At 43.4% G+C, this 14,166-nt stretch carries 12 protein-coding genes; 2 read left to right on the forward strand and 10 right to left on the reverse strand.

The features are described 5' to 3' along the window. Positions 1-37: 37 nt before the first annotated feature. From aguB to JMX95_RS09665, 4 genes are all read right to left on the reverse strand, one after another. Positions 38-910: an N-carbamoylputrescine amidase gene (aguB, locus tag JMX95_RS09650; RefSeq protein ID WP_201560745.1), complete on the reverse strand. Its 873-nt coding sequence runs from the start codon at positions 908-910 to the stop codon at positions 38-40. A 116-nt stretch (positions 911-1,026) separates the two neighbouring features. After that, on the reverse strand, positions 1,027-2,520 hold the full coding sequence (locus JMX95_RS09655; RefSeq protein WP_020443104.1) for a Na+/H+ antiporter NhaC family protein: 1,494 nt from the start codon (positions 2,518-2,520) through the stop codon (positions 1,027-1,029). A 202-nt stretch (positions 2,521-2,722) separates the two neighbouring features. Next, positions 2,723-4,096: an NAD(P)/FAD-dependent oxidoreductase gene (locus JMX95_RS09660; protein WP_173936693.1), complete on the reverse strand. Its 1,374-nt coding sequence runs from the start codon at positions 4,094-4,096 to the stop codon at positions 2,723-2,725. 1 nt (position 4,097) lies between these two features. Then, positions 4,098-5,441, reverse strand: a complete 1,344-nt coding sequence (locus JMX95_RS09665) for a glutamine synthetase family protein (protein WP_193216872.1) — start codon at positions 5,439-5,441, stop codon at positions 4,098-4,100. Between the two features lie 467 nt (positions 5,442-5,908). Here JMX95_RS09665 and JMX95_RS09670 point away from each other — a divergent pair, with 467 nt between their 5' ends. Next, complete coding sequence (locus JMX95_RS09670) at positions 5,909-6,649, forward strand: gamma-glutamyl-gamma-aminobutyrate hydrolase family protein (protein WP_193216873.1); 741 nt, start codon at positions 5,909-5,911, stop codon at positions 6,647-6,649. Further along, positions 6,624-7,382 (forward strand): cupin domain-containing protein, encoded by a 759-nt coding sequence (locus JMX95_RS09675; protein ID WP_201560696.1) that lies wholly within the window; start codon positions 6,624-6,626, stop codon positions 7,380-7,382. Before JMX95_RS09670 ends, JMX95_RS09675 begins: the two co-directional genes overlap by 26 nt. A gap of 163 nt (positions 7,383-7,545) precedes the next feature. Here the strand turns inward: JMX95_RS09675 and JMX95_RS09680 are convergent, their stop codons facing one another. From JMX95_RS09680 to greA, 6 genes are all read right to left on the reverse strand, one after another. After that, a complete protein-coding gene (locus tag JMX95_RS09680; RefSeq protein ID WP_193216875.1) occupies positions 7,546-8,895 on the reverse strand; it encodes a glycosyltransferase in 1,350 nt (449 codons plus the stop codon). 149 nt (positions 8,896-9,044) lie between these two features. Next, positions 9,045-9,917, reverse strand: coding sequence for a TIGR03915 family putative DNA repair protein (locus tag JMX95_RS09685; RefSeq protein WP_201560697.1), 873 nt, complete (start codon positions 9,915-9,917; stop codon positions 9,045-9,047). Positions 9,918-9,974: 57 nt separating this feature from the next. Further along, positions 9,975-11,243 carry a putative DNA modification/repair radical SAM protein gene (locus JMX95_RS09690; RefSeq protein ID WP_201560698.1) on the reverse strand — a complete coding sequence of 423 codons (1,269 nt, stop codon included), beginning with the start codon at positions 11,241-11,243 and terminating at the stop codon, positions 9,975-9,977. A 124-nt stretch (positions 11,244-11,367) separates the two neighbouring features. Beyond that, on the reverse strand, positions 11,368-11,982 hold the full coding sequence (locus JMX95_RS09695) for a hypothetical protein (protein ID WP_201560699.1): 615 nt from the start codon (positions 11,980-11,982) through the stop codon (positions 11,368-11,370). A gap of 184 nt (positions 11,983-12,166) precedes the next feature. After that, positions 12,167-13,135, reverse strand: a complete 969-nt coding sequence (locus tag JMX95_RS09700) for a hypothetical protein (RefSeq protein ID WP_227676036.1) — start codon at positions 13,133-13,135, stop codon at positions 12,167-12,169. A gap of 484 nt (positions 13,136-13,619) precedes the next feature. Then, complete coding sequence (greA, locus tag JMX95_RS09705; protein ID WP_045445504.1) at positions 13,620-14,096, reverse strand: transcription elongation factor GreA; 477 nt, start codon at positions 14,094-14,096, stop codon at positions 13,620-13,622. Positions 14,097-14,166: the final 70 nt, after the last annotated feature.

Below are 14,166 nucleotides of genomic sequence, written 5' to 3' on the forward strand. Positions count from 1 at the left end.
TGACGATAGCGCGAGTGAGCTTGCTTGTTAACAAACTTTATCCATGAGTCAGCAACGTGCCATACATCGATGGACGACGATCACGGAAAACGCCCCATTGCTGACGTTCGATAGCCAGTTGATCTAAGTCAAAAGTCGTACTAAGTATCTCTTCTTTATCTTTAGATGCTTCTTGGATGATCTCACCGCGACCATCCGTGATAAACGAGCCACCATAAAACTGCATGGTACTGTCGTTGCTATTTTGGCTGATGGTTTCAGTGCCAATACGATTGGCTGCTACGACTGGCATGAGATTAGCGGCAGCATGACCCTGCATACAGCGTTGCCAATGACCTTTTGAGTCGATGTCCAATGCTGGCTCATCACCAATAGCAGTCGGATAAAACAGTATTTCTGCGCCCATCAATGCCATGCTACGAGCGCATTCAGGGAACCATTGATCCCAGCAAATACCGACACCGATTTTGGCATACTTGGTTTGCCAAACCTTGAATCCAGTATCGCCGGGGGTAAAGTAGAATTTTTCGGCATAAGGAATGCCATCTGGTATATGCGTTTTACGATAAGTGCCAAGTATCTCGCCATCGGCATCAATCACGGTCACGCTATTAAAAAAGGTATTGCCTGATTTTTCATAAAAGCTAATCGGCAATACTACCTCTAAGTCTTTAGCCAACTGTTTGAAGTGATTGATGGCCGCATTATCCTCAACTGTGGTCGCAAGGGTAAAGTAATCAAAGTCATGAACTTGGCAGAAGTAAGGCGTTTCAAACAACTCTTGTAGCAAAATGATATTGGCACCAGCGTTGGCGGCTTTGGTGACCAACTCAGTCGCAGTGGCAATATTTTGTTGTATATCCCAACCACATGCCATTTGAGTCGTAGCAACGGTAACATTTCGCATGATTAAATCCTTATCGTATTTATTAGTGAGTACCATATAAAAGGCTTGTTTTTATTGACTAACGAATAATCTCTCATTGCCCGTTAGTCAATGATTACAATAATAGCGTTAAGGTTGGCTTAAGCCATCATATAACCCAATCCTAAGAAGGTGACGACGGATAAACCCGCACCGAGCATGGCATAGGGGAACTGGGTAAAAGCGTGCTGCATGGGGGAGCAGCCAGCGCCTTGCGCGGCAAGTAGCGATGAATCACTAAAGAAACAAGCATGGCTACCAAATGATGATGCTGATAACAATGCGCCAATCATAAGAGGAGTGCTAACGCCTAGTGCAATAGAGATTGGAAAGACAATCGGCATGGCAAGGACATACAGCCCCCAGCTTGATGATGTGGCAAAAGTTAAGAAAGCCATGACGGCAAAGATGACGGCAGGGAAAATAATAATCGTCATATAAGGCGTGATAGCTTCAATCACATATGAGGTCATGCCAAGCTCATCATTGATGGCTTTTAAGAAAAAACCGCCGATGACAGTTGAGAGCGGATAAAGCATGACTTTAAAGCCTTTAAAGATGGCTTCAACTTGCGTCTCAAAACTTAAAATGCCTTGCATCCAATAGACAACGACGGTCACAAAACAGGTCAATAATGCACCGCGTAAGAGATCGATTTCGAAGTAGACCGTCGAGACAATTAACAAAATCATTGGGAAAGCAAAGTTTGCGATATTGGCTTTGAACGACAGCTTACGCTTGGCTTGGACGTTTGAGATCAGTTGCTCTTCGACAAAGGCTTCAGGAACAGGATTACCCGCTTTGGCGCGTGCCTCGGCTTTTTTCATCGGACCCCAGTCACCCAAAATGCCATAGGCGACCAAGAATACAATCAAAAGTGCAAACCAAGCATATGCCATATAAGGAATCGCGCTGATATAAAGCCCAATACCTTCGCCATCGCCAGCCACACCGTTTTCTTCTAAAAGACCGGCAAAGTAGACCGCCCAAGTAGAAATAGGCACGATAATACACATAGGGGCGGCAGTTGAATCGACGATATAAGCAAGCTTCTCACGAGAAACATTATAGACATCAGTGAGTTTTTTGACGGAGGTTGATACGGCTAGACAGTTTAAATAATCATCAATGAAGACCACGACGCCCAAAGCAAAGGTGGCCAATAATGACTGACGGCGCGACTTAATGATTTTTTGTAGCCATTCACTAAAGCCATCTAGACACCCACTAATCTCAAGCAGTTGAATGAGACCGCCCATCAGACCGCAGACAAGAACAATCCAAATAATGGTCTCATTCCCTAGCACCATCGACATGTTGTCTGCAAAAGGGGAGACCAAATCAAAAGGATTGAGCATCACGAGCCCAGCGACACAGCCTGCGATCATGGATTCAAATGGTCGCCTAGAGACAATGGCAGTGACTAATACTAGTAATGTTGGTAGTAAAGATAAGGCGCCCCAAGATTGGTCTGGGGCACGGCTGGTAGATAGCCAAGCAAAAGCCAGATAGATAACGACGGCTACTATGACGGTGAGAAATACTCGCTTATTATGATACTGTCCTTCGACCGCATCATTGAGCTTCATGTTCATATTTACGCTCCCTGTAAAACCTCATTGTTTTTTAAACAAGCTCTATTCTATGGTTGACGCGTGACAGACAGTAGGACAGTAGCGAATCAACTGTCTATCGCGCCCTATCACAACAATCCGTTGCTATGATAGGTCACTGTAACGACCGCTTTTAAAATAAAAACATTCTATTCAATGTTTATTATTCAAAGTTTTTATGCGCTTACATGCCAGTGGTATCTTTTAGCGCATACCACCATGAGCCCATGACAGAGTAAGGGACTCGCAGCGCTCGACCACCTGGGAATGGAATCCAAGGAATTTGTGCAAAAGCATCGAACTCTTTGGGTTTACCATTGATGGCATCGGCTAATATTTGTCCAAATAGATGCGAGCCTGTCACGCCATGACCACTATAACCATGGGCGAAATATACTCGCTCATGTAGTTTGCCCATTTGTGGTACGCGAGAAAAAGACAACGCAAAGTTCCCACTCCACGCATAGTCAATTTTGACATCACGTAACTCTGGAAAAATCTTAGTCATGTTTGGTCTAATTTTAGCTGTGATGTCGGCGGGGTCTTGACCACCGTAGACTGTACCGCCGCCGAATAACATGCGCTTGTCTGCTGAGAGGCGATAGTAATCCAAAATGTAGCGGACATCTTCGACACAAACATCGGTTGGCAGTAACTGGTCTGCTAAATCACCCAGCGGCTCGGTGGCGATAATTTGCGTCGATACCGGCATGACACGGTCAGTCAGTTTAGGGATAACTTTATTGAGATAGGCATTGCCGCATAGCACCGCTTGCTTACAAGTCACGGTGCCAAACTCGGTGATGACTTTGATAGAGTCATCGGAATACTCAATATCAACCACTAAGGTGTTTTCGTAAATGGTGCCGCCGCCTTGCTCAATGGCCGCTGCTTCACCTAGAGCAAGATTCAATGGATGGAAGTGTCCACCGGAATGATCGATGACTCCGCCCACATAGGCATCTGATTTTATATGCTCTTGGATACCGCGCTTATCGAGCATCTCTCTATCATGCATACCATGGCTCTCCCACAGTGAATGTGTTTCTTGCAAGTCTTTTAGCTGTCCATTATTCAATGCCGCAAAAATGTTTTTTTCTTTAAGATCACAGCTGATATCGTAGTCTCTAATAAAACGACGAATGATTTTGCCACCACGGGTCACAAGCTGACCAACGAAATCTGCATTTTCTTGACCATAAGACTTTTTGATTTTTTGTAGGCTGGCATTTAGACCATTGACGATCTGACCGCCATTACGCCCTGATGCGCCCCAACCAATTTGCGCGCCTTCCAGTACCACGACTTCATGATCGGTTTCGATAAGGTGTAGCGCTGTTGATAAACCGCTATAACCGCCGCCGACCACACATATTTCCACTTGGATGTCATTTTTTAGCGTTGGTCTATCCGGCTTAGGATTACGACTGGCCGCATAATAGCTATCAGGGTATTGACCTTTATCTGAATAATGCGGGATATTGCGCGTGTTATTCGAGGATAGGTTTTGGTTCGTTGCTGCATTGCTATTTGAGTTGCTATTTGAGTTATTTGACATATCAAACATCCTGTAAATAGGTGAGGTATTCAAGGTTGGTCACTTGCTGAGCAAAGCGTTTGGCTTCTTGCTTTTTGACCGCGATCAACAGCTCAATCATCTCGCTTGGGAACAGCGAATCAATCACATCACTGCTTTCAAATTTGCGGATGGCGGACAGCCAGTCAAGTGGCAAGGTCTTAAGTTCGGCTTCGTCATAAGTAATGCTATTAATGGGTTCTGGCGCTTCCAGCTTGTTTTCGATGCCATACAGCATACCTGCCAGTACCGCACTACAGACCAGATAAGGATTGGCGTCAGCGCCAGAGACACGGTGCTCGATACGGCGCGCTTTTGAGTCGCCACCGGGGATACGTACTGCCGCCGTGCGGTTTTCATAACCCCATGACACATTGTTTGGCGCTAGTGTACCGGGTGTAAAGCGGCGATAAGAATTCACATGTGGGGCAAATAACAATGTGCAATCCGACATAGTCTTTAACAATCCAGCGACTGCATGGCGCAAGATATCTGAGCCTTCATCTGACCCATCATCAAAGACATTATTGCCGTCTTTATCTAATAAGCTGCAATGCACATGAAAACCATTCCCCGACTGTAGACCAAAAGGTTTTGCCATGAATGTCGCGGTGAGTTTACGGCGAGCAGCGACGGCTTTGACGACCTGTTTGAACAAAATCGCATCGTCAGCGGCTTTTAGTGGATCGTCTACGTGTAATAAATTAATCTCAAACTGACCACAGCCATTCTCCGCCAAAGCGGCATCTGCTGGGATATCGAGCTTTTTGCACTGTGCATAAACTTCGTCTAAAAATTCATCGAATTGTAATAGATCATTAATACTTAAAATTGAGGTTTTATTCAGTCTTAGCCCACTTTTTGGGCGGATAGGTGGTCTTGGCGTTTCGCCTTCAGTATAGTCAACCAAGTAAAACTCCAGCTCAGTGGCCATCACTGGAGTCAAACCAAGCGCTTTGAATTTTTTGCTAATGTAATCCAAAACGTGTCTGGCATCACCGTAATAAGGTTCGTTATTTTCTGTATAAAGCCAAACGGGCAATAGCGATGAAGGCGCACTGGTGTTGAGAAGTGGATAGGCGGCACGACCCGTAGGACGGGCAATGGCATCTATATCGCCATTACATTGAGAAGACTCGATGACATCAGCACCCCAAATATCAACGCCTAAGATAGATAAAGGCAATCGTATCGCACCGTTTTCTGCTTTTTCCATTTGATTGAAAGGGATGCGCTTACCACGAAGTAAGCCATTAATATCACCTGCCGCAACATAAACGTATTCTGTGTTGTTTGCAGATTTGACCATTCCATTGGTTGTCGTCATGTCTATTCTTCCTATGAATTTTTAGAATTACTGGGATTATTGTCAATATGGATACTGCTGGCGCATCGTCTTTTAGTGATATTTCTAACCAATGCTTGGTAAAACAGCGATTGATTACCTCTTATTTAAACAGTCTTTATGTGTCTCTTTATGTTTCTCAAAACAGATTTTATTAATAATATGGATTCTTTAGATTTCGCTGTTCTTAGCCCTTAACATCGAGATATAAACGTCAACCCTTGTTTAATGTCTCGCTGATGACTTCCAATATATGTGTGAAAAATATAGTTGTCAATTTTTATTTAAAATTATCTTAAATTAATGCATTTATTCGATTTTATTATTAATATCGGCAATATTGAAATTTATAGTTTACATTTTATGGGGTGCTGTGTTAAATTTTAGCTAAATAAAGGATTGAGCAATATAGACGATGAGGTCTATTTGTTATAACTAGGGAAGACGGTATGAAAAATTCTAGACCTATTATTGCTATTGTTTCTTGTCATAAGATGGTTGATGGGCAGCCAGCACAAGCGGTGTATCAAAAATATATCGATGCCGTGAATTTTTATGGTGGCAATCCCATACTGCTGCCAAATACTGCTGCCGATAGCGAAAACTTTGAGGCGCTACTGAATATCGCAGATGGGATTTTGTTAACGGGCAGTTATAGTAACGTGGCACCAACGCGTTATGGCGCGACGCATATCGAAGCGAAACAAGACTTGGGTCGAGATGAGCTTAGCTTTAAATTGTTGGATTATGCAGACAAGAGTGGGACTCCGCTATTGGCGGTTTGCCGAGGTTTGCAAGAGATGAATGTGCATTTTGGTGGCACGCTACATCCTGATTGGCGGGAAGTGGAGGGGTTTTATGAGCCACATTTAGAGGACAATACTCAGCCACTTGAAGTGCAGTATCAGCCAGTTCATGACGTGATTATTCAAGCAAATGGCAGGCTTGCCGCCTTTGGTGAAAAATGGCACGTTAACTCGCTACATAAACAAGCAATCCATAAAGTAGGCGCGCGTTTATTGGTTGAGGCTCTAGCGCCTGATGGTTTGGTCGAAGCCATCAGCTTGTTGCAACATCCATTTATGATTGGTGTACAATGGCATCCTGAGTTAAATTATGCACAAGACGACTTGTCCAAATTTCTATTCACGGAATTCATTCACTATGCCAGCAAACCCCAAACTGAATAGCACTACTGAAGGCAATGTAGACAATGCTAGCACTGACATTGATATTAATAACAGCATTGACGCTGATGTTGCCAGCGATAAAGCGGCTGATATCGATACAGATGACGACATCAGTGGTGATGATGAAGATGAGCTGACAGACTCTGAGAAAGCGATGTCAGCCGAAAATGACGAGTCGCCAGAAGAGGATATCGGTAAAAAGATCAATCAGCTGCGCCTCGCAAAAGGCTACTCGCAACGTAAGCTTGCGAAATTGTCGGGATTAACCAATACTTCTATCAGCTCCATTGAGCGCAATAAAGTCAGCCCAGCAGTGAATACGCTAAAGGCAATTTTGGCGGTATTGGGTTCTGATTTGACCACGTTTTTTAGTGATGAATGGAAGGAACCAAAGGCGAGAGTCGTGGTAACGCCAAAGGATTTGTTGGAGCTGAGCGAACCGAGTAGCAGAGTGTCGCTAAGACAGGTATATAACTGTAGCACTACCAAGAATTTGGGTTTTTTGATTGAGGTGTATCAACCGAACAGCTCAACGGAAGAAAAAATCGCCCACGAAGGTGAAGAGATTGGCACCGTTATTGAAGGCAAGATTCTTATCCGTATCGATGAGACGACGTATCTATTAAACCAAGGTGATAGCTACGTGATTGATACCATTCGCCCGCATACTTTTATCAACCCTACTGATGGCGTGACTCGCATTGTTAGTGCGCACACCCCGACGACTTATTAGGGGAGCATTTTAATAGCCATTTAAGTTGATGTTTAAATAACCATAGTGATTTTCCGCGCGGCTTCTAAAAATAGAAGCCGCGTTTTTTTGTATGAAATAAGTCATTGTGAAAACACGCCCTAGCAGGCTGTTAGATATTAGCCTAAGTAATAAAGTGGTAGGCTTACAGGTCTTTATGATCTTGAAGCGTTTCTGAGTCAGTAAGCGGATTTGAGGGACTTATCGCTTTAGGTTTTTCTTTGATAAGCTTTACTTTAATTTGTTTATCAACTGGTTCTAGCGCGATATAAGCAGACTCAGGCTTCTTACTAGTGGGTTTAGAGAATTTTTTTAGCGTCTTGTTAATTCTTTCGACAGCAGCGGCATCGCTTGCAGCTTGTTCCTCTGCGAGCGAGTCGTCGTATAAACCTTGGTAGACAGCGAGGGTTTCTTCAATCATCTCACGCATGGTGAATTTATTGGTCATTTCAGGGCGTGTGATGCTTTCTAATTGATTTCTCACGGCTTTGCATAGCGCATTGGCATTGTATTTTTTGACCAGCCCTTGAGGATATAGCGGTTGTAAAATCTCACTAAATGCGGCCTGATCCCAACCAATAACGGGTGTGCCTAAATGAATCGCTTGTAAGGCGTTGATGCCGATTGATTCAGGTTCATTCGCAAGCGCCATCACGATATTGGCGGCTGAGAGCCATTCACGCATGTCATTACGTTTGCTACCTACATAAGTAATTCGATCAGCCAACCCTAATGTATTGGTGCGTTGGCGGAAATCTTCATGCGCGACGTCACCATCTCTATAATCATCATCCATGATAATGACGTGGATGTTAGGGAACTGTTCTTGCAAGTTGCCCAAAATATCAATCAGCCATTCCTGACCATATTCGTTACCAATAATGGTTGGAAATACCAGCCACTTTTTATGCTCAAGCTCAGGATATTCAGCAAAAGTATGCCGTAACCAATAAACAGACGGATTATGACGATAAGGATAGCGGCGCGTATCGATACCACGGTAGATGCGTTTGATGACTTTGGGGTCGGCATCTTCTCGGCGCAGGCCTTTTTTTAGATAATTGGTCACACTATCGGAGACGGTAATGATGGTATCGACATCAAGTAGGGCTTGAGAGTACTTATTGATCGGATAAAAACCATACATGGTTGACACTAGCTTTGGTATCCGTTTGACACGGGCGCGGCGCAATGCCAAATGCAGTATCCATGCAGGTGTGCGTGAGTGCACATGGATCACGTCAGGATCGTACTCTTCAATTAAACGCCGCAGCGCCGTGACTTGTAGTAACGACAGCCAAGACTTTTTATTCATATGCAGCTGATGGTAGTTATTACCATCACGCTTGAGGCGTTTGACCAGATCATTATCTTCATCGGCGCTAGAGACGATGATGGAGGTATGGCCATTTTTGACCAATGCGCGTCCAAGATGAAAAATACCGCGCTCGGATTCATCATGCTTTAAAGACGATAATAAGCGCATAACTTTCATAATGGCATTGGTGACCAGTTGATAATAACAAGTGGCTATTGTCAGTTAAAAGCTGCCAAAACTCAACCATCAAGATAAAAAGATAAGGTTATATGGTCGAGTTTTTAAGAGAGAGACGCATAAAGGCTTGAATCGAAGGATAAGAGTCATTAACGACGTTTCTGTAAATGCTCAGCATTGGGCAGTACTTGTTTTTCGCTTAAGTATTTCCAATAGCGCTGCGGCAAGTATTGCTTATGCAAACGTGGGTTTTTACGCTCTTTGATGTTGACGTTGGTAAAGTAACCTTGCCAAAATTTTTGATAGCGCTGCTCATCCTCGCTATGAATACTGGCAGGATTGCGCAGCACGGTATCATCTAAATCAGTGATGGTTTGCAGGGCAGCGGGGCGTTTAGGCGTGCTTTGGCTCTTGTCATAATAAATGCCATAGCCACGGGATAAATCATAAATCGCCCAGTGTTGGTCTTGGTAGCGCTGACGAAAATGCTCGCCAATCAAAGGCAAGACATTAAAATCCGGCTCCACTCGCGCAAAATAGATATCGTCAGTGGTATGCTCAAAACGTACAAAGGCTTCCATACGATGTTTCTCACGACCGACCGATTTGACGGTTTGCACCAGCTCTAAGACATTGAGATTACCTAAGTCTTCCATAATATGGCGGCTAGGGTAGTCAATGGCATATTTGACCGCTTGAAATAAAATCGTACCAATATCATCCTTCTCTGATAAAAATCCCCAAAGTAAATTGCGCATGCCTGAACGACCTAAGCGCTTATTCAGCTTTATCAGTACACGTTCGGCATTGTCTTCATCGGTAGTAACGCTAGTCGCTTGTGCGATTAATGAAGGTACATAGCAATCTTGAGCGATTAACTGTAGAGAATCATCGTTTTGCAGTTTATTGGCATAGACATAAAATACCGCACTCAGCCAACCCTCAAAACTGGGCTCATAAAGCACAATGTTGGGCGTTAAGTGACCGACAGTATAGTCGTGGCTTTGCAGCAGTTGTGACATCTACACTCCTATTTATAATAGTAATTATTGAAACAATGCTAATTACAACAGTGCTATTTAAAACAGCGCTAGTTGACCGTTGCGTTGATCTTTATATTTGGTCTGCGTCTGTGCCAATACATATTGCCGGAAGTTATCACGCGTTAAATGCGCTAAATGTTCGTTCTTACCTGTCGTCGCGATAAAGTATTTAGCGCGATTGACCGCCGCGCCCATCTTTTTCAGATGATAAAGCGTCAACTGATTAAACTTGCGCGCCTTTACTATTTTTTTAGCCGTCTTAGTACCAATGCCCGGGATACGCACAATCATCTCATAGCTTGCGGTTTGAATATTGACCGGAAAATGCTCACGGTGGCGGATTGCCCACGCCAGCTTTGGATCGCAGTCTAAATCTAAAAATGGCGAGTCAGGTTCAACGATTTCATGCGCGCCAAAGCCATAAAAACGCATCAGCCAATCTGCTTGATACAGACGGTTTTCACGTATCATCGGCACAGGCGTTCCAATCGCTGGCAAGCGACTGTCGGACAACATCGGTACATAGCCAGAGTAGTAGACACGCTTAAGCTCGTATTGTTTGTAAAAATGACTCGACAGCTGAATCACTTGCAAGTCAGTCTCGTTACTCGCGCCAACAATCATCTGACTAGTCTGACCTGCTGGCACAAACTTAGGCGCTTTTTTATGGGTTTTACGACTTTCTTTGATAGTAATGATTTCAGTTTTAACGGTTTCCATCGGTGCTTTTAATTCATCATGTGATTTTTCTGGGGCGAGCAGTGCCAGTCCAGATATCGTTGGAATCTCAATATTGACGCTGAGACGGTCGGCATACAACCCAGCTTCTAACAGTAATTCTTTGGACGCGCCGGGAATAGTTTTGAGATGAATATAGCCATTAAAACGCTCACGAGTACGTAATGTCTTCGCGACCTCGACCAGTCGCTCCATCGTATAGTCCCCACTTTTAAAAATACCTGAGCTGAGAAACAGCCCTTCGATATAATTACGACGATAAAATTGCATGGTCAAATCGACGACTTCCTCGACACTAAAAGCGGCGCGCGGGGTGTCATTACTTTTACGTGAGGTGCAATACGCGCAATCATAAATGCAGTGATTGGTTAGCAGGATTTTAAGTAAGCTGACGCAGCGACCATCTTCGGTATAGCTGTGACAAATACCAGTTGCAGAAGCATCGCCAAGCCCACCGCCTTGGTTTCTGCGCGTACCAGCGGAGGATGAGCAAGAAACATCATATTTAGCAGCATCCGCTAAAATATTGAGCTTGCCTTGTAGCCGTTCATAATTGATGGTGGCCATAATAGGAGATTACCAATTCATTTATAGGCTATTATTTTAGCAAATAGGCTTGTAAGTCACTGGAATTATTGAAGAAATATTGATTTCATGCGACAACTGTTGTCGTGCTATTTATGAAATTTTTTTAATTATGAGAGCAGGGATTAGGCAACGTTTGAACCACTTTTTCTGAGAAGTATTCTTTGACAATGAGACGTCCTTTTTTATCAAACTCGACGTTGTACTTGGGGTAAGCTGCAAAAGCGTCAGGGTCATAGGTTGAAGGAAAATCGATTTCTTTATCTGAAAAAAATCGGCTAGCCGTCCATAATTGTTTATCATTATTATATCCAACGCTACACCGACTGTTTAGGTCAAAGGTGAAATAACGGCCAAAGTATTGCTCCTTGCCGCCACGACCAAATAGCATGTTAGCACCGCACGGATTGCCACAGCCGATATAGACATGATAAGTATCTTTATCGATTTTTTTGAGCGAAGTATGGTTCCAGCTGTAATGACCTATTCCATCCATAAGCACGGTTTCTATTACTTCGCCATTATTTAACGTTTCGCTTTTAAGGATATAACCATCATCGCAAAATTCATTATCGTTCTTAGTTATATATGCAGTACAAATTTTCGACATATAAAAGCTAGCGTCAAATTCTGGTTCGGCAGCCTCAGCCCAAGATATAGAACTCAAAATACAGCCATAAATGATAAAAGCCAATGAATAGAGAGGAGTAAATTCATACATGGAAATAATGGCCGGATATTTGTTTTGAGTTAATAGCACTATAGCAAAAGATTGGTTGTTAAGGAATAAGGTACACTCATCAAAAAGGTCTTGCTGACTAAGAAATTAGCCGGCAAGACCTTTTATTAATTTTAAGATTTATTAAATAACAATATTTTCAAATCTAAACTTTAAAATCTAATTTTTACTGAACCTTTGCACGTATAACAACCGTTTGCGGTGCGTTAGCAGGAAGATCTACCAAGTTCCATTTGAGTCCAGAGTAATTTTCTGTGATGACTACAGTGTTGCCAACTTGTTGGATAGTCTGATAACTGTCGCCGCCTGTTGTCGCAAGCGTTGGTAGTGGGCTATTCAATGATACCAATTGCACGCCATTTGGCAGTGACACCATGGCATTGATGTCAGTGACGGGTTGTGCCGTGGTATTGGTATAAGTGGTGTGGTATTCGATGATGTCGCCAGGTGCGATATGGTTCGCAGGTACAGCTACTTCGCGACCATCTTTGTTTTTTAATATTTTCATCACTTTGGTTTGTGCATTCACCACGTCAGGCGTACTAAAGGTCGGAGTCAGTTGCAGAGCATCTAAAGACGTAGATACTATTTGCGTCGTTGCAGGTTGGTTGGTCACTATGGTTGTCGTTGGCGTATTGATGACTGGCAATTGGGTAGCCGTCGTCACAGGCAATACTTGTGTCACGCTAGTCGTCGGCACAGCTATGACATCAACCTTGCTTGTTTGATTGGTCATCTGGTTAGTCACAGGTACGGTCGTAACCGTGGTGCTGCCTTGGGTAACGACCGTATTGCTCGCACCATTACTGGCGACTTGGCGAACCTTATAGCGTGGAACGTTAGTTACTTGAGTCACCGCATAAGGCATGCCGTCTTGCATAGTGATGCCGTGTGGTGTCGCTGTAATGGTCGCGGTTTTACCGTCAGAATACTGCTCAACGACGGTAGTGCTACTACCAGCAGACGAAGTGATGGCGATTTCAGGCGCAGCATGTGCGGTAGATACCGTCAATAAAGTGCCTGCTAAGATTGTTGGAATAGCAGTGCTTATCACACTTTTTTTGACGAGGCTATGCTGGGTAAACGCCCTCTTATTTATAGTCAGTAACGCTGGCATATCGATGTGTATGGTCATAATAGATTCCTTTAAAATAACAGTAAATAAAGCCGCTAATGTAGTAGCAGAAAGCAAAGCGTAAAAAATAACGCTTAGAAAACAACACCTAGAAAAGAAAAACCCCCGTCAAATGAGCATGTAAACCATGTCAAATAACGAGGGTAAAGATACTAATGATAGCCAACGTTCGCTATCCCTCCATCATTATTTTAGTCAGTTGCTAAGCACTGATGTCTAATGCTTAGAATAAGACACTTGTAATAGGCACAAGGCTCAGCATCTATACTCGAGCAATTATGCGCTAAAACAAACAGACTAAAAAAGCAGCGTTGTGTAACTTCTGCTCTATTCATAATGAGGTTGTGTACTACTTTCTACGCTCATTTGCTAGGCGAATTGCCAGCTGATTCGCGTTAAAATACTTCTGTTATCAAAACCTTTTTATTTATCAAAGAATTGCTATCAAAGGCTTTCTATCCAGATATTTATCAAATCAGGAAAATTAATCGTAAATCACTTTCATGATTTCGTATTCGACCACGCCTTTTGGCGTTTCAATACGTGCTTCATCGCCTTCAGACTTACCAATCAAACCACGTGCGATCGGTGAATTGACTGAGATTTTACCCGCTTTAAAGTCTGCTTCGTCATCACCAACGATTTTGTATTGTTTTTCTTCTCCGGTGTCCATGTTTTCGATAACGACGCTCACGCCGAATATCACACGACCATCTTTTGGTAATGTTGCAGGATCAATCACTTGCGCGCCGCCAAGTTTGGCTTCGATATCACGGATACGCGCTTCACAAAAACCTTGCTGCTCACGAGCAGCATGATATTCAGCATTTTCTTTCAAATCGCCATGTTCACGGGCTTCAGCGATAGAAGCAGTGATGCGTGGACGGTCGATACTTTTTAACTGTTTTAATTCGGCTTCTAGAGCCGCATGTCCTTGCGGAGTCATGGGATAACGTTGCATGTTTTTTCCTTAAACCAATAACACCACACCATCTCCTACTCTTAGTGAATAGTGAGATGGTGTCAGTGTT

The sequence above is a fragment of the Psychrobacter sp. NC44 genome, from assembly GCF_904846655.1.
Lineage (GTDB): Bacteria > Pseudomonadota > Gammaproteobacteria > Pseudomonadales > Moraxellaceae > Psychrobacter.